Origin of the sequence: Methylomagnum ishizawai, assembly GCF_019670005.1 — a bacterium.
Lineage (GTDB): Bacteria > Pseudomonadota > Gammaproteobacteria > Methylococcales > Methylococcaceae > Methylomagnum > Methylomagnum ishizawai.
Genome location: NZ_AP019783.1, coordinates 1 through 18,212 on the forward strand (window position 1 = coordinate 1; position 18,212 = coordinate 18,212).

Consider the following 18,212-nt stretch of genomic DNA (forward strand, 5'->3'; position numbering starts at 1 on the left):
ATGAGCGCCCTTTGGACCCAGTGCATCGCCAAGCTGGAAGGCGAACTGCCGCCCCAGCAATTCAATACCTGGATACGGCCCTTGCAGGCGGTGGAAGAAGGAGCCGAACTCAGGCTCCTGGCCCCGAACCGCTTCGTGCTGGACTGGGTGAAGCAGCATTTCATCGGCAAGATCGAGGAAGTGCTGGCCGCGCAGAAACTCCAACCCGCGCCCAGCCTGATCCTGGAAATCGGCTCCCGCAAAAGCGCCGATAGCGCCGCGCCCGCCCCTTCCCCGGCCTCCGCCTCGAAAAAAACCCAAGGCGCCAAGAAAAGCCTGCCGCACAACCTCAATACCGGCTTCACCTTCGACAGCTTCGTCGAGGGCAAATCCAACCAACTGGCCCGCGCCGCCTCGGTCCAGGTGGCGCAGAACGTCGGGCGGGCCTATAACCCCTTGTTCATCTATGGCGGCGTGGGCCTGGGCAAGACCCATTTGATCCATGCCATCGGCAACGAAATCCTCAGGGCCAATCCTTCGGCCCAGGTGGTTTATCTCCACTCCGAGCGCTTCGTGTCGGACATGGTGAAGGCGCTGCAACACAATGCCATCGGGGCGTTCAAGGATTATTACCGCACCGTCGATGCCTTGCTGATCGACGATATCCAATTCTTCGCCGGGAAAGAGCGCTCGCAGGAAGAGTTCTTCCACACCTTCAACACCTTGCTGGAAAACAAGCACCAGGTCGTGCTGACCTGCGACCGCTATCCCAAGGAAATCAAGGGTCTGGAAGAGCGTTTGAAGTCCCGTTTCGGCTGGGGCCTGCCGGTCGCCATCGAACCGCCCGACCTCGAAACCCGCGTCGCCATCCTCAAGAGCAAGGCGGTGAACCTGGGCGTGGAACTCTCGGACGAAGTGGCGTTTTTCATCGGCAAGCGCATCCGTTCCAATATCCGCGAACTGGAAGGCGCGTTGCGGCGGGTGATGGCCAATTCGCATTTCACCGGCAAGCCCATCACCATGGAATTCGCCAAGGACGCGCTCCGGGATTTGATCGCCTTGCAGGACCGGCTCATCAACGTGGACAACATCCAGCGCACCGTGGCCGAGTATTACAAAATCCGGGTCTCGGACCTCCTGTCGAACAAGCGCACCCGCAATCTGAGCCGCCCCCGGCAGATGGCGATGGCCCTGGCCAAGGAACTGACCAACCACAGCCTCCCGGAAATCGGCCAGATGTTCGGTGGCCGCGACCACACCACGGTCCTGCACGCCTGCCGCAAGAGCGAGGAACTCAGGGCCTGCGATAATAAGTTCGCCGAGGATTACAGCATCCTCCTCCGCACCCTCTCCGCTTAAACCAACCCACCCCGGCATCCACCATGAAATTCACCATAGCGCGTGAAACCCTGCTCACCCCGCTGCAACAGGTCATCGGCGTCATCGAGAAACGCCAAACCCTGCCGATCCTGTCCAACGTGCTGCTGAAACTCAGCGACGGCCAGTTGGAACTGACCGGCACCGACCTGGAAGTGCAATTGATCACCCGCACCACCGTGGAAAGCGGCGAGGACGGCGCGATCACGGTCCCGGCCCGCAAGCTGCTGGATATCTGCCGCTTGTTGCCGGACAAAAGCGCCATCAACGTGGATTGCAAGGACGAGCGCTTCGCCATCCGCTGCGGCAGCAGCAAGTTCAACCTGGCGACCCTGCCCGCCGACAACTACCCGGAGTTCGACACCGGCACCACCGAGTTGGAAGTCGCCGTGCCCGCCGCCACCCTGCGCCGGGCGTTGGAAAAAACCACCTTCGCCATGGCCCAGCAGGACGTGCGCTATTACCTCAACGGCTTGTTGCTGGATGTGGATGGCCGCACGCTGCGCACCGTGGCCTCGGACGGGCACCGGCTGGCGGTGTTCGAGGAAGTCCTGGAGATCGAGGGCCAGGGGCGGCAAATCATCATCCCGCGCAAGGGCGTCTTGGAACTGGCCCGTTTGCTGGGCGAAGGCGCGGAGACGGTGACGGTGCAGATCGCCCCCAACACCGTGCGGGTGAACCTGGGCGCGGTCAGCTTCGCCGCCAAGCTGATCGAGGGCCGCTTCCCCGATTTCCAGCGGGTGATGCCACGCGACCTGGCCCGTATCATGTTGATCGACAAGGATGTGTTCAAAGGGGCCTTGACCCGTGTGTCGGTGCTGTCCAACGAGAAGTACAAGAGCATCAGCATGGAAGTGGACGAGGAAGCGGTGATGTCCCTGAAGGCGCAGAATCCCGAACACGAGGAAGCCGAGGAGCGGGTGCCGATCCAATTGGAAGGCAGCGGGCTGTCGGTGGGCTTCAACGCGGCCTATCTGTTGGATGCCATCAACAACGTGGGTTCGGCCCAGGTCCGGCTGTCGTTCACCGAGGCGGCCAATAGCTGCTTGATCGAGGATTGCGAGGACAGCCATTTCAAGTTCATCGTGATGCCGATGCGGCTGTGAACCGGGTTGCCGCCGCGTTCCCGCGCCCGGCGTGGGAATCTCATCCTGGGCGCTCCGCGTCCCGCCACGGCCCGCGCGAGCGGGCTAACCCGCATTCCCACGCCGAGCGTGGGAGCGATCATCGCGCCAACGCCGCGTGAGCCTCCTCAAACTCGAAGCCCAGGACATCCGCAACATCCCAGCGGCCACGCTCCTGCCCACCCCCCGCCTCAATTTCCTGGTCGGTCCCAACGCCAGCGGCAAGACTTCGCTGCTGGAGGCCATCTATCTTTTGGGCCGGGCGCGTTCCTTCCGCACTTCGCAGCCCAACCAGATCATCCGCTTCGACCAGCCCGCGCTGACCGTGGTGGGCCAAGTCGCGGCGGACGCGGCCCCGCCCCTGCCCATCGGCCTCCGCATCGCCCGCAACGGCCTGCGCGACATCCACCTGGATGGCCGTACCCTACAATCCAGCGCCGAATTGCTCCGGGCCTTCCCGGTACTGGCGATCCAGCCCGGCAGCGCCACCCTGCTCGAAGGCCCGCCCAAAACCCGCCGCCAATTCCTCGATTTCGGCGCGTTCCATGAAGACCCGGCCTATCTCGGCCACTGGCGGCGCTATACCAAGGCTTTGGGCCAGCGCAACGCGCTTTTGCGGGAAAAACGGGTGCGGGAACTGGCCCCATGGACCCATGAAGCGGCGCGGTACGGTACAATAGTGGGTGAAACGCGCCGCCTTTACGCGGAACGGCTCGAACCCTTCTTCCAAGACACGGCACAACGCTTTTTCAAGGGGCTGGTTTTCCAATTGCACACTCAAGCGGGTTGGGACACCGCAAATCCCCTGGAAAAACTACTGGAACAGGATATCCCCCACGACCTCCGCCATGGGCATACCCAGTCCGGCCCCCATAAGGGGGATTTTTCCATCGCGCTCCAGGGCCGCCCGGTCAAGGCCTACCTCTCCCGTGGCCAGATGAAGCTATTGGTCTACGCCCTGCTGCTGGCCCAAGCCCGGCTGCTGGAAGAGCGGGCGGGTGCCGCAGGCTGCGTCCTGATCGACGACGTGGCCTCCGAACTGGACGAGGACAACAAAAAAAACCTGCTCGGCTTCCTGCGCGAGGGACGGACCCAATATTTCATCACCACCACCGCGACCCCAACCATCGAAACCGCCCTGGACCCAGACGCCGCCCTGTTCCATATCGCGGGCGGACAGGTAATTCAAGCATGACAGACCCCATGAACACAGCCACCCAACCCGCCCACGATTACGACAGTACTTCCATCCAGGTTTTGAAAGGGCTGGACGCCGTCCGCAAGCGCCCCGGCATGTACATCGGCGACACCGACGACGGCACCGGGCTCCACCACATGGTGTTCGAGGTGGTCGATAACGCCATCGACGAAGCCCTGGCGGGCTATTGCAAGAACATCCGCGTCATCATCCACGCCGACGAATCCGTCACCGTCACCGACGATGGCCGCGGCATCCCGGTCGATATCCACGAGGAGGAAGGCCGCTCGGCGGCGGAAGTCATCATGACCGTGCTGCACGCGGGCGGGAAGTTCAACCAGAATTCCTACAAGGTCTCGGGCGGCCTGCACGGCGTGGGCGTGTCGGTGGTGAACGCGCTATCGGAACTCCTGACCCTGGAAATCCACCGCGGCGGCAAGAAATACCGCCAGGAATACCGCCACGGCGAACCGCAAGCGCCCCTGGCCGAGTTCGGCGAATCCAGCGACACCGGCACCCGGCTCCGCTTCAAGCCCAGCGACCAGACCTTCACCCATATCGAGTTCCATTACGACATCCTGGCCAAGCGCCTCCGGGAACTGTCGTTCCTGAATTCCGGCGTCCGCATCGTCCTGGAGGACGAGCGCAGCGGCAAAAGCGACACCTTCGAATTCGAGGGCGGCATCCGCGCCTTCGTCGAGCATCTCAACAAGAACAAAACCCCGCTGTTCGAGAAGGTGTTCCACTTCCTGGCCGAGAAGGACGGCATCACCGTGGAAGCCGCCCTGCAATGGAACGATTCCTACCAGGAAAACATCTTCTGCTTCACCAACAACATCCCGCAGCGCGATGGCGGCACCCATCTGGCCGGTTTCCGCGCCGCCCTCACCCGCACCCTGAACCAGTACATCGAAGAACAGGGCTTGCTGAAAAAGCAGAAGGTGGACACCACCGGCGACGACGCCCGCGAAGGTTTGACCGCCGTGCTGTCGGTGAAGGTGCCCGACCCCAAGTTCTCCTCGCAGACCAAGGACAAGCTGGTGTCGTCCGAGGTGAAGCCGGTGGTGGAAGCCGCCATGGGCGAGAAATTCCAGGAGTTCCTGCTGGAACAGCCCACCACCGGCAAGCTCATCGCCAACAAGATGATCGAGGCCGCCCGCGCCCGCGAAGCCGCCCGCAAAGCCCGCGAAATGACCCGGCGCAAGACCGCCCTCGATATCGCGGGCCTGCCCGGCAAGCTGGCCGATTGCCAGGAAAAAGACCCGGCGCTGTCGGAACTGTTCCTGGTCGAAGGCGATTCCGCCGGCGGCAGCGCCAAACAAGGCCGCGACCGCCGCACCCAGGCCATCCTGCCGCTCAAGGGCAAAATCCTCAACGTGGAACGGGCGCGCTTCGACCGGATGATTTCCTCGGAAGAAGTCGGGACGCTCATCACCGCCCTGGGCTGCGGCATCGGGCGCGAGGAATACGACCCCAACAAGCTGCGCTACCACCGCATCATCATCATGACCGACGCCGACGTGGACGGCTCGCATATCCGCACCCTGCTGCTGACCTTCTTCTACCGGCAGATGCCGGAGTTGATCGAGCGCGGCCATATCTATATCGCCCAGCCGCCGCTGTACAAGGTCAAGAAGGGCAAGCAGGAGCAATACGTCAAGGACGACACCGAGTTGAACCACTACCTGCTGCAACTCGCGCTGGAAAAAACCCGCCTGCACCCCAACCCCCAGACCCCGCCGATCCAGGGTCCGGGCCTCGAACAACTGGCCCGCGACTATCTGGCGGCGCGGGGCGTGGCGCAACGGCTGGCCCACCGCTACGACGCCACCCTGCTCGACCTGCTGGCCGAACTGCCCGCCCTGGACGCCGACACGATGGCCGACGAGGCCCGCCGCGCGGCGTGGTTCGACCACCTGCGAGCGCGGCTCAACCGGGCGGAACCGGGGGCCAGTTTCGAGATCGACCTGCGCTCCGGCGGCGGCGAATTCCATGCCTCGATCAAGAAGCGCCTGCACGGCGTCTACAAGGCCATCGAACTCGGCGCCGGCTTTTTCAATTCCGCCGATTACAAAAAACTCGCGGCCTTCGGCCAGATCACGGCGGATTTGTTCGGCCCGGACAGCTTCGTCGCGGCGGACGAGAAGAAAGCCCATGTCGCCAATTTCAAAGCCGTTTTCGACTGGATGATGACCGAGGCCAAGCGCGGCCAGCATATCCAGCGCTACAAAGGCCTGGGCGAGATGAACCCCGAGCAATTGTTCGAGACCACCCTCGACGCCAACAGCCGCCGCTTGTTGCAGGTGAAGATCGAGGACGGCATCGCCGCCGACCAAATCTTCACCACCCTGATGGGCGACCAGGTCGAACCCCGGCGCGATTTCATCGAGAAGAACGCCCTGGAAGTGACGAACCTGGATATTTGAACCCCGTCCCGCCGGGCCGCCCATGGCCCGGCGGAATTCCGCCCCCACGGCATTTTTGCTATTTTCCCTTCCCGCCATCCATAACAACGATCACCCCAGAGAAAATAGCCATGCCAACACGAAAGTTCTCGGCGCTCACCGAATACGCCAAAGCCTTCTCGGCCCTCACCCCGGACAAGGAAGCCATCCTCCGGGAACTGGGCCTGGCGGTCTCCCCCCGCCTGGGCGAAGTGACGGACCACTTCTACACCAAGCTGCAAGCAATCCCGCAAGCCCGCCCCGTGCTGGAAGGCCGCGTCGACGACCTCAAGCGCACCCACGTCCGTTGGTTGCGGAGCCTGTTCGACGGCCCTTACGACGACAGTTTCACCGCGGCCATGTACCGGGTGGGCGATGTCCATGTACGGGTGAAGCTGCCGGTGGAATTCATGGCCGGGGGCATCGTGCTGATCACCGAGCAATTGATCGAACTGGTCGGGGAAATCCACCGCGACAACATCGACCGCTACAGGCAGGCCATGGGCGCCTTGAATTCGATCCTGGGTTTCTGCCTGTTCATCATGCAGGAGTCCTATCAATCCTCCTCGCTGGCGGAAGAATTGGAGAAGTTCCTGAAAATCACCGGGATGAGCCGCAAGCTGTTCGACAACCTCGCCGCCGCCTACCGCTGACCCATGCCCAGGCCACCCCGCCCCGCTTGCGCCCTGCTGGCCGCGCTCCTGTCGCTCCCATCCTGGACGGCGGCGGGCAAACCCGGTCCGGCCCGGGGCTTGGCCCGGATCGACCATATCGTGGTGATCTATCTGGAAAACCACAGCTTCGACAACCTCTACGGCCTGTTCCCCGGCGCGGCGGGCATCGCGCAAGCCCCGCCCCAGGCCACCCGGCAAACCGACCTCCAGGGCCGCGTTTACGACACCCTGCCGCCGGTCGTCAACACCGAACACAAACCGCCCGTCCACGACGGGCGCTTTCCCGCCGATTTGCCCAACCAGCCCTTCGATATCGGGCGCCATGTGCCAGCGGACCAGAGGACCGGCGATCTGGTCCACCGCTTCTACCAGCACCAGCAACAAATCAATGGCGGGCGCATGGACCGCTTCGCCGCCATCTCCGACGCGGGCGGGCTGGCCATGGGCTATTACGACGGCTCCAAGCTGCCGCTTTGGCAATACGCCCGGCGCTATACCCTGGCGGACCATTTCTTCCAGGCCGCGTTCGGGGGTTCGTTCCTCAACCATCTGTGGCTGGCCTGCGCCTGCACTCCGCGCCATCCCGACCCGCCGCCGGCGATGCTGGCCCGCCTCGACGATCAAGGCGGTTTGGTCAAGGATGGGACGTTCAGCCCCGATGGCTACGCGGTCAACACGGTGTTCCCGGCGCAAGGCCCGCATCCCGCCGCCATCGACCCGCGCAAGCTGCTCCCGCCCCTCACCCAGCCCACCCTGGGCGACCGCCTGTCCGATCGGCACATTTCCTGGGCCTGGTACGCGGGCGGTTGGAACGATGCCGTGGCGGGCCGGGCCGATCCCGGTTTCCAGTTCCACCACCAGCCCTACGCCTATTTCCAGCGCTATGCCGAGGGCACGCGGGACCGGGCCGAACACCTCAAGGACGGGGCCGATTTCCTCGCCGCCATCGAACACGGCCAACTCCCCGCCGTGGCGTTCTACAAGCCCATCGGTGGCCTGAACGAACATCCGGGTTACGCCGACCTCCTGTCCGGCGAGCGGCATATCGCCGATATCCTGGGCAGGATCGAACACAGCAAGTCCTGGCCCCGGACCCTGGTCGTCGTCACCTACGACGAATACGGCGGCTTCTGGGACCATGTGCCGCCGCCCAAACTCGACCGCTGGGGGCCGGGCAGCCGCATCCCGGCCCTGATCGTGTCGCCCTTCGCCAAACGCGGCCATGTGGACTCCACGGTCTACGACACCACCTCCATCCTCAAGCTGATCGAAACCCGCTTCGGGCTGGCCCCGCTCGGGGAACGCGACGCCCAGGCCCAGAGCTTGTCCAAGGCTTTGGGCTGGTAGCCCGAATGCCCGGTTAAGCCCGCATTCAGCCCATCCGGCCTATGCTCAGCTAAACGCCGCGGCGGTTCGCGGCACACCCGGCTCCCCGATGGGAGCCAGCGAGGTCCGGCATGAAACGTCTATTGCTCGCGCTCTTGCTAGGGATAGCCTTGGCGATGCAGGGATGCGCCTACTCCTATCCCGGTTATTACCGCGCCTATCCGGTCTATCCACGCTATGGCTACGGCTTTTCCTACGGCTATGCGGCACCCTATTACGGCTACCGGGGCTATTACCGGCCTTATTACGGCCCGCGCTGGGGTTATGGCTGGCGGGGCGGCTATGGCTGGCACGGTGGCGGCGGCGGCTGGCACGGCGGACATTGGCATTGAAGCCAAAGCCGCGCGGGCTTCGGCGGGATCGCGGGCCGCTACGCCTGCCTTTCCAACTCGCGCATCTCGACCGGCGACACCCGGCCTCTGGCCGAAACCTTGTCATAGACATCGTCGAACGCCTCCCGGCAGTAAGGCAGGCGTTCCCGCAGGGCATCGTAGCCGGTGTGGTCGAACATGGCGCGGAAATCCTCCCGGCTCATGCAGGTCCGCGCATACAGGGCTTGATACCCTCGATGCGCGATGACGAATTGCTCCAACGCGGGCAAGGCCACGGCACTATCGAACGCCTTACCGATCCCCGGCGTGCCATAAGCGCCGATATCCACATACATTTCGTCCACCGTACCATCCGCCATCTTCAAGGGCTGGATAAACCCTTGCTTCCCAGGATTCTCCTTGATCGCCATCGGCGACAGCCACAAGGGATAAATCTGGAAATGCCCGTCGAAATAGCGGATGGATTCCTTGAGATAGCGGATCGGCACCAACATATCCTGGATCACATGGTAGCGCTCGCGTAGACGCTGGGTGGTACGGGTTTCGGTATATTTCAACAATTCGATCCGGGGCGGCAAGGCCCAACCCAAGAGATACCGGAACACGGGATGGTGGGCGAATGGAATGATTTCCTCCATGGCCCAGAAATAACTGCGGGTATGGCGGTGGAAATAATCACGCAACGGTAGATATTCGACGCCGGATCTACGGGCTTCGAGATAGGTCTGGACATGCTTATAAAACCAGGGCCGCATATAACAGCCCATGGAATTGAACGCTCCGTCGGAGCCCAGTTCGTCGGCGAACTGCCCACGCATAATCACCGCCGTCCCGCCGCTATAAACCAGCCCCTCGACGAAATCGTTATTCACGGTATCGCGGGAAGCTTGCTCGAACACCTCGACCATTTCGTCCAAGCTATAGACCGGCTGATAATGCAGGCGGATATAGGGCTTGGCCCGGACGATCCTGAGTTCGACGGCGACCAAGAATCCCAGGGTGCCATGGCTCCACGGGATTTGATAATACAGCTCGCTATTCTCGACCGGGCCGCATTTCAACAGCTTGCCTTCCGCCGTGACGATCTCGAAGGATTCGCAAATATGCTGGAATAAGCCATATTTATGGCTGCTGGTTTCCACCCCGAAGCCCATAATCAAACCGCCCACCGTTAAATCATCCAATTCCGGCACCACGGCCAGGGTCCAGCCCTTGGCGATCAAACTGCGGGAAATCTGGCCCATACTCGCCAGAGGCTCGACCCGGACCACGGCCCGCGCCTCGTCTATTTCCAGAATATCGTACAGCCCGACATCGATCTTGCGATGGGTCAGCTTATATTTCGGCACCAATTCGCTCATGGTTTTCCAGCCGGAGCGCCCGGTGGTGAGTTTTTCCTTGCAGCCGTCTTGTTTCCAAGCTTCGACTTGGGCGATAACGGCCTGGACACGGGCATCGTGCCGGGCCGGGGCGCTGTTGCGGCGGAAGGCGATTTGGGCACGGAGCGTGGAATAAGCCCCGTAAACCGCCGAAATCGGCAAGAGGAATAGTGTGGCGAAAATACCGCGATAATGGGTCAGGATATGCTCGAACAGATCGCCGGGTTTTATCATTGTTATTTTTCTCACATAAAAAGATACCGCCGACCCCGGAAGATTGGGAGTCAGCGGTATGGTTTTAGCCGTCGATTTACGGCAAGCGGAGCTTAGGAAGCCACGGGTTTTAGGCGGCAGCTTGCGCTCCGTCTTCGGTCGGTTGGGCCGGACTTTGACCGCCGGCTTTGCGGGCCAGATATTCTTCCCATTTACGGGCGGTGAGTTTCTGGAACAGCGGCACCACCGGATTCAATTCGATGGGCGGGGCATCCCAATGTTCCTCATAACCCAGTTGCTCGGCCTCCAAAGCCACGCCATCCTCCAGCAGGATGGGCTTGAATACCAGGGGCTTGGCGATATTCAAGACCGTCTGGGTCAACCATTTCGGGGTTTTCACCGAGAGGAAGGGAATCGTCACCGCGTCGAAATAGAACAGGAAAAACGCCCGCGTGGTCCGGTCGTTGATGGGCAACATGAACGACCAGTTCTTGATGCTATCGCCGGTATTGGTCCATTGATAGGGATATTGATAGCACAGCTCGATGGACTGGGTATTGACCCGGTTGCGGTCCACGAAGATACCGGAAACCCTGCCCCCCGCCATATAGGCATCATAGGTCAAATAGACCCGGTCCTCGTCAGCCTCGTGATGGGTCAGCTTGGCATCGATAAACGGACGGTATTTGCGGTGCAAGAAGGCATGGGCGAAATCGCAAATATTATCGATCACCATGGAATGATGGGTTTTCCAGGTGAAATCCGCCGCGAACGACGCCCAGGGGTTATCGCCGCTCAATTCGGGAATCTCGGGGATTTTATGGACCTCGGCCAAGGCCGGATCGCCGGGGAATAGCCAAATCAGGCCATAGCGCACCCGCACCGGATAGGTCCGCAATTGGGTTTTGATTAAGGGCTTGCCGAAACTATCGTGGGAATAATCCACCAGTTTGCCCTCGCGGTCGAAGGCCCAGCCGTGGTAGACGCAGCGCAGATGGCATTTGTCCACCACGCCATGGGTGAGTTTGAGATGGCGGTGCGGGCAGCGGTTCTGCACGGCGTTGAGTTGGCCTTCCTCGTCGCGGTAGAGGGCGATGGAATTGTTCCAGAACACCACTTCCTTGACTTGGCCCTTCTTGACCGCCTTGTCGTATTCCACCACGTACCAGCGGTCGGGGTCCAAACCGGCGGAGCGGGCTTTTTGGCGGGTGGTTTTGGCGTCGGTGAAGACGGGAGGTGGGCTTTGGGTCTGGGCAGGACTCATATCGGGCTCCGGGGCTGGGATTTTCGGGGTTACTGGGCCGGGACGATCACGCCACGGCGCACGAAGTCTTGATAGGCGGCCTCGACCGCCGGGCGCAATCCGGTGGGCTGGTAGCCCAGTTCGCGCCGGGCCTTGTCGTGACCGGCTTGGCGGCGCAGGGTCAGGAGGCGCACCGCCGCCGGGGTGAAGCGGCGGGGCTGGTTGGGGAAGAGGCGGAACCAGGTTTTATCCGCCACCTCGGCCACGGCGGCCATCACCTGTGGCGGCAGTTTTAACCTGGGCAGGGGACGGCCCGTGACCTCGCGGAACAGGCCGAGCAAATCATCCACCGAGGCATAGGCGGTGCTGAAGATGTATTTCTGCCCGGAACGGCCCTGGCGCATGGCGAGGAGATGGCCTTCGGCGACATCCCAGGCCGAGACGAACTCGAAACCACCGGGGATGTAAGCCCTTAATTGGCCATGGGCGAAATCGACCAACACCCGGCCCATGCGCGAGGGCACATAATCGTGCGGGCCGATGATGGCGCAGGAAGTGGCGACCACCACGTTCAGCCCGTCGGCATGGGCCTTGAGGCATTCGTGTTCGGTCAGGTGCTTGGTGAAACCGTAGGGCAGATGGCGCTCGAAGGGATAGAACGGCATGTCCTCGTGGCTGGCGCGGTCGGGTTCGTAGCCGGTGGCGCTTAAAGAACCCGACACCACCACTTTTTCGACGCCATGTTCCCGCGCCGCCGCGAGGATATGGCGGGTGCCGCCGACATTGGTGTCGTAGATCTCGCGCTTATGGGCGGCGTCGCCCTCGATGGTCGAGACCAGGGCGGCGCAATGGTAGACGCGGGCGCAGCCCCGCACGGCTTGCGCCACGGCGGAAGCATCGCGCAAATCGGCCTGGACGCGTTCCACGTCCAGACCGTCCAAGGCACCGTTGTCGCGCCCGGCGCGCAGCATCACCCGGACGCTTTCGCCTTGTTCGAGCAGGCGGCGGACCAGGTTGGCCCCGAGATGGCCGGTGGCCCCGGTGACGAGGTTGATACCGGCGGTCATGGATTCGCTCCGGGATTCAGGAGGAAACAGGCGGGTTTGGCTTTCATAGCGGGTCTAAAACAGGCGGATGAGGGTCTACAGGGTATCGCAACGGCTTCAAGCCGCTATTTCCGCGCAACCCCGGATGGAACCCGGTGGAATCCGGGCTAAGTCCGGGCCATGGCGGGCCATTCTAACGATTCCCGGCTATTGCACACCCTGGCTGGTCAAATAATCCTCATAATTCCCGCTGTAGTTGACGACGCCCTGCGGGGTCAGTTCGATGATCCGGGTCGCCAACGAGGACACGAATTCGCGGTCGTGGCTGACGAAGATCAAGGTGCCGGGATATTGCTCCAAGGCGGTGTTCAGCGATTCGATGGATTCCATGTCGAGATGGTTGGTGGGTTCGTCCATCACCATCACATTGGCCTGTTGCAGCATCAGCTTGCCGAACAACATCCGGCCCTGCTCGCCGCCCGACAGCACCCGCACCGGCTTCTTGATCTCGTCCTGCGAGAACAGCAAGCGGCCCAAGGTGGCCCGCACCGATTGTTCGTCGTCGCCTTCCTGTTTCCATTGGTCCATCCAGTCGAACAGGCTCATGTCGGTGGAAAAATCCGCCGCGTGGTCCTGGGCGAAATAGGCCAAGCTTACGTTTTCCGACCATTTCACCGTGCCCCGGTCCGGCGGCAGTTCGCCGACCAAACTCCGCAGCAAGGTGGTTTTGCCGATGCCGTTGGGACCGATCACCGCCACCCGCTCGCCGACTTCCACCATCAAATCCAAGCCCTGGAACAAGGGTTCCGCGCCATAGCCCTGGGCCAAATCCTTCACCTCCAGCGCCAAGCGATACAGCTTCTTCTTCTGGTTGAAACGGATGAAGGGATTGACCCGGCTGGACGGTTTCACTTCGTCCAGCTTGATCTTGTCGATCTGGCGGGCGCGGGAAGTGGCTTGCTTGGCCTTGGAGGCATTGGCCGAGAACCGGCTGACGAAGGTCTGCAATTCGGCGATCTGGGCCTTCTTCTTGGCGTTGTCGGCCAGGAGGCGTTCCCGCGCCTGGGTCGAGGCGATCATGTAATCGTCGTAGTTGCCGGGATAGACCCGCAGTTCGCCGTAATCGAGGTCGGCGATATGGGTGCAGACGCTGTTGAGGAAATGGCGGTCGTGGGAAATGATGACCATGGTGCTATTGCGGTCGTTCAGCACGTTTTCCAACCAGCGGATGGTGTTGATGTCGAGGTTGTTGGTGGGTTCGTCCAGCAACAGGATATCGGGATCGGAAAACAAGGCCTGGGCCAGCAGCACCCGCAGCTTCCAGCCGGGGGCGACCGCGCCCATCAAACCGTAGTGCTGTTCCAGCGGGATGCCGACGCCCAGGAGCAATTCCCCGGCGCGGGATTCGGCGGTGTAGCCGTCGAGTTCGGCGAACAGGATTTCCAGGTCGGCGACCCGCATGCCCTCGTCTTCGCTCATCTCGGGCAGCGAGTACAGCCGTTCGCGCTCGGCCTTGACCCGCCAGAGTTCGCCATGGCCCATCAGTACGGTATCGATGACGGTGTATTCCTCGAAACCGAATTGATCCTGGCGCAGTTTGCCCAGGCGCTCGTGCGCATCGAGCGAGACATTGCCGGAGGTGGGTTCCAAATCGCCGCCCAGGATTTTCATCAGGGTCGATTTGCCGCAGCCGTTGGCCCCGATCAGGCCGTAGCGGTTGCCGTCGCCGAATTTGACGGAGACGTTCTCGAACAGGGGCTTGGCCCCGAATTGGATGGTGAGGTTCGCTGTGGTTAACAAGGGAGTTCCGGGATTGGGGAGGGTGAAAGGGAAACCGCGAAAAGCGCCTATCTTAACCTGGGTCGCCCGCCAAACCAGCCTGGACGATGCGCCCGGCGGCCCGGCGCTGCCAAGGGAGGCTTGGGAACACCCGCCGCGCCGCGGCGGCGACCGGGTTAAAATCGCGAAGCCGGGCCTTTCCCGCCCCGCGAGATTTATACATTCCCCTGTCCGGCCCCTGACACAAGGATTTCGAGCTGCCTCCGAATCTGCCTGTAACGGTCGGCTTTTTTCGGAGCCATCGCATGAAGAATCGCGGTTTGATCGCGCTTGCCGGTATCGGCATCCATATTTCCATCGGCTCGGTTTACGCCTGGAGCGTCTTTTCCAAACCGCTGCAACAAGCGTTCGGTTGGAACCTCAAGCAGGCGAATTTCACCTTCGGCTTGGCCATCTTCACCTTGGGCATTTCCGCCGCCCTGATGGGGCATGTGGTGGAACGCCGGGGGCCGCGCTTCTCGGGCAGCCTGTCGGCCTTGCTATGGGCCACGGGACTCCTGGGATCGGCCTTCGCCACCTCGGGCCATATCGCCTGCGAAGAATTGCGCCTTTGGCTGCTGTACCTGTGCTATGGCCTGATCGGCGGCTTCGGCCTCGGCACCGGCTATATCACCCCGGTGTCCACCTTGATGAAATGGTTCCCGGACCACCGCGGCTTGGCCACCGGGCTGGCGATCATGGGCTTCGGCTTCGCCTCCTTCCTCGGGGCGCCGCTGATCGGCCGCTTGATCGAGGCGCAGGGAATCAGCGCGACCTTCGCGATCCTGGGCGTGGTCTATCTGGTCGTCATGCTGGCTTCGGCCCTGTACCTGGCCCCGCCCCCGGAGGGCTGGCAACCGGCGGGCTATTCCGGGCGGGAGGACGGCCCGCAGGTCCGGCGCAAACCCATCGACCTGATGCCGATGACCGCCAACGAGGCGGTGAAAACCCCGCCATTCTACGGCTTGTGGCTGATGATGTTCATCAATATCGGCTGCGGGATCGCCGTGATTTCCGTCGCCTCCCCCATGACCCAGGAATTGACCGGCATCGACGCCGTGGCCGCGGCCGCCATCGTCGGCATGAACGGCTTGTTCAACGGCCTGGGCCGCCTGGGCTGGGCCTCGCTGTCGGATCGGATCGGGCGGCCCAACACCTATATCGCGTTCTTCGTCCTTGAGATATTGGCCTTCGGCTGCCTGCCCGCGTTGCGGGATATCCTGGCGTTCCAAGCGCTGTTATACCTGATCATGACCTGCTATGGCGGCGGGTTTTCCACCCTGCCCGCCTATATCGGGGACTTGTTCGGCATGCGCCAAGTGGGCGCGATCCACGGCTATGTCCTGACCGCGTGGGCCTTGGCCGGCATCACCGGCTCGTCGCTGGCCGCCTACTTGCGGGAGGAAACCGGCAGCTACGGGGACATGATGCGGATATTCGCCTTGGTGTTCCTGCTGGCCTTGGGCGCGGCCATCGTCATGCGGGGCTTCGTCCGGCGCGAATTGGCCCGGAAACACCTGGGATACGCCGAGGTGGAAGGCGACGCCCTGGAAGTCGCGGTGTCCGAAAGCGAAACCGGGAACGGCTGACCGGCGCGGGCCTCAGGGCGCTTTGCCGACCAGTTCATGCAAGAGCGCGTCGCCGAGGAAAATACCGCGTTCGTCGAAAAACACGGTCAAGGTCTGCCGGGAAGCGCTGTGGCGGGTTTCGTCGAAACCCTCGGTGTAATACTGCCAAGCCTCCTTGCTGCCCGCGGGAATCGCCGCCAGCGGGAACGGCGCGGCCCCCAGCCGGATATCCAAGGCGGGCAGGGTGATCGTGGTCGGCAAAAACGCCTTGCCATCGGGCGCGCCCAGCGCGTTCTCGACCTCGCGCCGGGTCGATTGGCCCTTGGACAGTTTGGCCCGGCCCGCCTCCTCGAAGCCCAATTTGGCCGGGACGCCGGTATCGTGGAAGGCGTAGCCGGTCAAGACGCCCTTGGCGAATTCGCAGACCAACAGCTTGTAGCGCGGTTCGTGGTCGTCGTCGAGATCGTCGGCGAAGTAATAGGCGACCTCCAAGGCCCGCGCATCCAGGCGGCGGGCGTCGATCTCGTCCGGCTCGCCGAACTGGCGGACGATGTCCTCGCGGGAAGTCTGGCCGAGCGTGGCGCCGCGCGGGGGTGCGAGCGGGCTTGCCGTATCCAGGAAGGCGTCGCGCAGGGTGCCGCAGCCCGGAAGCAGGAGGAGCGAAAGGGCCAGCGCGGCCCAGGGAGTAGGGTTCATCTTATGCGGCCTGTATCGGATCGAAGGCGCAAGGTCATACCACGAATCGCCCGCCGCGTCAGCCTGGGTTCCGCCCCGCGCCCATCGCGGCGATAATCCCGCCCCCATCCGCCACAGCCAGAAATCCCCATGAACAGCAAAAAATCCCCCGCCACGGGCGGCCTGGTCTATTCGACCGGACAGGGCCGCATGTGCCCGGCCTGCCGCCAACCCGTGGCCCGGTGCGCCTGCAAAAAAAGCCCGGTCCTCCCCAAAACGGACGGCATCGTCCGGGTGCGGCTCGAAACCAAGGGCCGCAAGGGCAAGGGCGTGACGGTCGTCACGGGAGCCTCGGCCGACCCCGCCGAACTCGACAGCCTCGCCAAGCAGCTCAAACAGCGCTGCGGCTCGGGCGGCACGGTGAAGGAGGGCGTGATCGAAATCCAGGGCGACCATGTCGCCTTGGTGATGGAAGAATTCCAGAAGCGGGGAAAGACGGTCAAGAAAGCGGGCGGCTAGTGGTCGGTCATTCTGAAACTTGGCGAACGGCCCTTATTTGCCGGAAGCTAAATTCGTAGCGAGGTGAAGGAGAGGAACCTGAAGGTGATGGCGAAATTATCATCTGGGAAAGCGGCGGTGGATTTTTTGGTGGAGGATGAGGATATGGCGGAGGTGGCCCGCTGGATCATGGCGAACTTGCCGTTCGACCGGCTGTATTTCTATGGGCGGGAGCGGCCCATCCATGTGAGCTCTTCGGCGGAGCCTGTGGGAGAGGCTTATGAGATGAGGGAAATCAACGGGCGGCGGGTGCCGGGGAAGTTCAAGGGGTAGACGGACCGGGCCGGATACCCAGCGCGTGCCAATCGAGACCGAAACCCGCCGATTACAGCGATTTGCGCGGAATCAAGCGTCCGTCGAGTTCGGGATAATCGCTGAAATAGCCATCCACGCTTGCCAGCATCCCATCCAGTTCAACCGCAGTGGCAATAATAATCCGGTCGAAAGGGTCACGATGGATATCACTTAACCCGGTCGCACGCACAGAGATTTCCGGGGTAAACGGCAGCAATTCCACGCCGGAATCGGCCAAGGCACGGGAAAACCATTCCGAAGGTGACGGAGATAATTCAAGCCTACCTTTCCAGTGCGCCAAGGCCAATTCAAAGCAAGAGACCGGAGAAACACCGACCCGCTCGGCATGATCTATATCGTCGAGCAGGGTGGAGGGTAACCGATGATGCTCCATATTGATCCACCAGAACCAAATATGGCTGTCCAAGACGATTAGTCCAGGCATTGCCAATCGCCCTCCTCCACAACCGGGGCGACGATATCTCCCAAAGTTTTGCTTTTGCCCGCAATATCGGGATGGGGGCGGCGGAGCGACTGGCCTGTTTTTGGGCCTTCTTCGTCCAAGGTCAAGGCGATGATTTCCACGCGATGGTTTATGAACGACTCGGGAAGTTCGATCACTACCCGGCGGCTGGTCGCTTCTAGGATTTGCCGTTGGACTTGCATTAATTACTCCGTTTTTGGGATAAGGTTGCTGGTCCGATGCCGAGGTTCTTATAAGGCGCTAGGCAGGGGGCGGAGTTGGTTTAGGCGGTGTTTAGGGTGTCGAGTGGGGTGTAATCCATGGCAGGCTTCCGGCTGCTGAAATTATCGGATTAGTGTTTCTTAGAAGCTCCACTTGGAGCGATGCCACCGCAAATTTTCCTGCTTTGGCCAAAGCATCCAGCCCTTTCAAACTGAAATA

General features: G+C 62.1%; 17 protein-coding genes. 10 read left to right on the forward strand and 7 right to left on the reverse strand.

Features of this window, described 5'->3' with window-relative positions:
- The 7 genes from dnaA to K5658_RS00035 all read left to right on the forward strand — a co-directional run bounded on the left by dnaA (position 1) and on the right by K5658_RS00035 (position 8,514).
- A complete protein-coding gene (gene dnaA, locus K5658_RS00005; protein WP_221064955.1) occupies positions 1-1,338 on the forward strand; it encodes a chromosomal replication initiator protein DnaA in 1,338 nt (445 codons plus the stop codon).
- A 23-nt stretch (positions 1,339-1,361) separates the two neighbouring features.
- Complete coding sequence (dnaN, locus tag K5658_RS00010) at positions 1,362-2,462, forward strand: DNA polymerase III subunit beta (RefSeq protein ID WP_221064956.1); 1,101 nt, start codon at positions 1,362-1,364, stop codon at positions 2,460-2,462.
- A 136-nt stretch (positions 2,463-2,598) separates the two neighbouring features.
- On the forward strand, positions 2,599-3,675 hold the full coding sequence (gene recF, locus K5658_RS00015; RefSeq protein WP_221064957.1) for a DNA replication/repair protein RecF: 1,077 nt from the start codon (positions 2,599-2,601) through the stop codon (positions 3,673-3,675).
- Positions 3,676-3,683: 8 nt separating this feature from the next.
- Complete coding sequence (gyrB, locus tag K5658_RS00020) at positions 3,684-6,104, forward strand: DNA topoisomerase (ATP-hydrolyzing) subunit B (protein WP_221064958.1); 2,421 nt, start codon at positions 3,684-3,686, stop codon at positions 6,102-6,104.
- A 110-nt stretch (positions 6,105-6,214) separates the two neighbouring features.
- Positions 6,215-6,775, forward strand: coding sequence for a protoglobin domain-containing protein (locus tag K5658_RS00025; RefSeq protein WP_221064959.1), 561 nt, complete (start codon positions 6,215-6,217; stop codon positions 6,773-6,775).
- A gap of 3 nt (positions 6,776-6,778) precedes the next feature.
- Entirely contained in the window at positions 6,779-8,143 is a 1,365-nt protein-coding gene (gene acpA, locus K5658_RS00030) for an acid phosphatase (protein WP_221064960.1), read from the forward strand.
- A gap of 110 nt (positions 8,144-8,253) precedes the next feature.
- Positions 8,254-8,514 (forward strand): hypothetical protein, encoded by a 261-nt coding sequence (locus tag K5658_RS00035; protein ID WP_246628674.1) that lies wholly within the window; start codon positions 8,254-8,256, stop codon positions 8,512-8,514.
- 38 nt (positions 8,515-8,552) lie between these two features.
- Here the strand turns inward: K5658_RS00035 and K5658_RS00040 are convergent, their stop codons facing one another.
- The 4 genes from K5658_RS00040 to K5658_RS00055 all read right to left on the reverse strand — a co-directional run bounded on the left by K5658_RS00040 (position 8,553) and on the right by K5658_RS00055 (position 14,195).
- Complete coding sequence (locus tag K5658_RS00040; RefSeq protein ID WP_221064961.1) at positions 8,553-10,127, reverse strand: FAD-binding oxidoreductase; 1,575 nt, start codon at positions 10,125-10,127, stop codon at positions 8,553-8,555.
- A 109-nt stretch (positions 10,128-10,236) separates the two neighbouring features.
- Complete coding sequence (locus K5658_RS00045; RefSeq protein WP_221064962.1) at positions 10,237-11,370, reverse strand: Rieske 2Fe-2S domain-containing protein; 1,134 nt, start codon at positions 11,368-11,370, stop codon at positions 10,237-10,239.
- Between the two features lie 29 nt (positions 11,371-11,399).
- The gene (locus tag K5658_RS00050; protein ID WP_221064963.1) at positions 11,400-12,416 is read right to left on the reverse strand and encodes an NAD-dependent epimerase/dehydratase family protein; all 1,017 of its coding nucleotides are present in this window, start codon (positions 12,414-12,416) and stop codon (positions 11,400-11,402) included.
- A gap of 186 nt (positions 12,417-12,602) precedes the next feature.
- Positions 12,603-14,195 carry an ABC-F family ATPase gene (locus tag K5658_RS00055; protein ID WP_221064964.1) on the reverse strand — a complete coding sequence of 531 codons (1,593 nt, stop codon included), beginning with the start codon at positions 14,193-14,195 and terminating at the stop codon, positions 12,603-12,605.
- 284 nt (positions 14,196-14,479) lie between these two features.
- Between K5658_RS00055 and K5658_RS00060 the strand changes: the two genes are divergently transcribed.
- Positions 14,480-15,802, forward strand: a complete 1,323-nt coding sequence (locus K5658_RS00060) for an L-lactate MFS transporter (RefSeq protein WP_221064965.1) — start codon at positions 14,480-14,482, stop codon at positions 15,800-15,802.
- Between the two features lie 12 nt (positions 15,803-15,814).
- On the opposite strand, the gene K5658_RS00065 is transcribed toward K5658_RS00060, so the two are convergent.
- A complete protein-coding gene (locus K5658_RS00065) occupies positions 15,815-16,477 on the reverse strand; it encodes a hypothetical protein (RefSeq protein WP_221064966.1) in 663 nt (220 codons plus the stop codon).
- A gap of 129 nt (positions 16,478-16,606) precedes the next feature.
- On the opposite strand from K5658_RS00065, the gene K5658_RS00070 reads away from it, so the two are divergent.
- Both K5658_RS00070 and K5658_RS00075 read left to right on the forward strand, forming a co-directional pair.
- On the forward strand, positions 16,607-16,975 hold the full coding sequence (locus tag K5658_RS00070) for a translation initiation factor Sui1 (RefSeq protein ID WP_221064967.1): 369 nt from the start codon (positions 16,607-16,609) through the stop codon (positions 16,973-16,975).
- An 87-nt stretch (positions 16,976-17,062) separates the two neighbouring features.
- Positions 17,063-17,287: a hypothetical protein gene (locus K5658_RS00075; protein WP_221067071.1), complete on the forward strand. Its 225-nt coding sequence runs from the start codon at positions 17,063-17,065 to the stop codon at positions 17,285-17,287.
- Between the two features lie 52 nt (positions 17,288-17,339).
- Here K5658_RS00075 and K5658_RS00080 read toward each other — a convergent pair whose 3' ends face one another.
- Both K5658_RS00080 and K5658_RS00085 read right to left on the reverse strand, forming a co-directional pair.
- On the reverse strand, positions 17,340-17,735 hold the full coding sequence (locus K5658_RS00080; RefSeq protein ID WP_246628528.1) for a type II toxin-antitoxin system VapC family toxin: 396 nt from the start codon (positions 17,733-17,735) through the stop codon (positions 17,340-17,342).
- A 5-nt stretch (positions 17,736-17,740) separates the two neighbouring features.
- Complete coding sequence (locus K5658_RS00085) at positions 17,741-17,929, reverse strand: hypothetical protein (RefSeq protein ID WP_221064969.1); 189 nt, start codon at positions 17,927-17,929, stop codon at positions 17,741-17,743.
- Between the last annotated feature and the right edge of the window lie 283 nt (positions 17,930-18,212).

What these genes read in the sequence shown, in the direction of transcription:
- dnaA (WP_221064955.1), top strand. Translation starts at nt 1, where the DNA reads ATGAGCGCCCTTTGGACCCAGTGCATCGCCAAGCTGGAAGGCGAACTG.
- dnaN (WP_221064956.1), top strand. Translation starts at nt 1,362, where the DNA reads ATGAAATTCACCATAGCGCGTGAAACCCTGCTCACCCCGCTGCAACAG.
- gyrB (WP_221064958.1), top strand. Translation starts at nt 3,684, where the DNA reads ATGAACACAGCCACCCAACCCGCCCACGATTACGACAGTACTTCCATC.
- K5658_RS00025 (WP_221064959.1), top strand. Translation starts at nt 6,215, where the DNA reads ATGCCAACACGAAAGTTCTCGGCGCTCACCGAATACGCCAAAGCCTTC.
- acpA (WP_221064960.1), top strand. Translation starts at nt 6,779, where the DNA reads ATGCCCAGGCCACCCCGCCCCGCTTGCGCCCTGCTGGCCGCGCTCCTG.
- K5658_RS00035 (WP_246628674.1), top strand. Translation starts at nt 8,254, where the DNA reads ATGAAACGTCTATTGCTCGCGCTCTTGCTAGGGATAGCCTTGGCGATG.
- K5658_RS00040 (WP_221064961.1), bottom strand. Translation starts at nt 10,127, where the DNA reads ATGATAAAACCCGGCGATCTGTTCGAGCATATCCTGACCCATTATCGC.
- K5658_RS00045 (WP_221064962.1), bottom strand. Translation starts at nt 11,370, where the DNA reads ATGAGTCCTGCCCAGACCCAAAGCCCACCTCCCGTCTTCACCGACGCC.
- K5658_RS00050 (WP_221064963.1), bottom strand. Translation starts at nt 12,416, where the DNA reads ATGACCGCCGGTATCAACCTCGTCACCGGGGCCACCGGCCATCTCGGG.
- K5658_RS00060 (WP_221064965.1), top strand. Translation starts at nt 14,480, where the DNA reads ATGAAGAATCGCGGTTTGATCGCGCTTGCCGGTATCGGCATCCATATT.
- K5658_RS00065 (WP_221064966.1), bottom strand. Translation starts at nt 16,477, where the DNA reads ATGAACCCTACTCCCTGGGCCGCGCTGGCCCTTTCGCTCCTCCTGCTT.
- K5658_RS00070 (WP_221064967.1), top strand. Translation starts at nt 16,607, where the DNA reads ATGAACAGCAAAAAATCCCCCGCCACGGGCGGCCTGGTCTATTCGACC.
- K5658_RS00075 (WP_221067071.1), top strand. Translation starts at nt 17,063, where the DNA reads ATGGCGAAATTATCATCTGGGAAAGCGGCGGTGGATTTTTTGGTGGAG.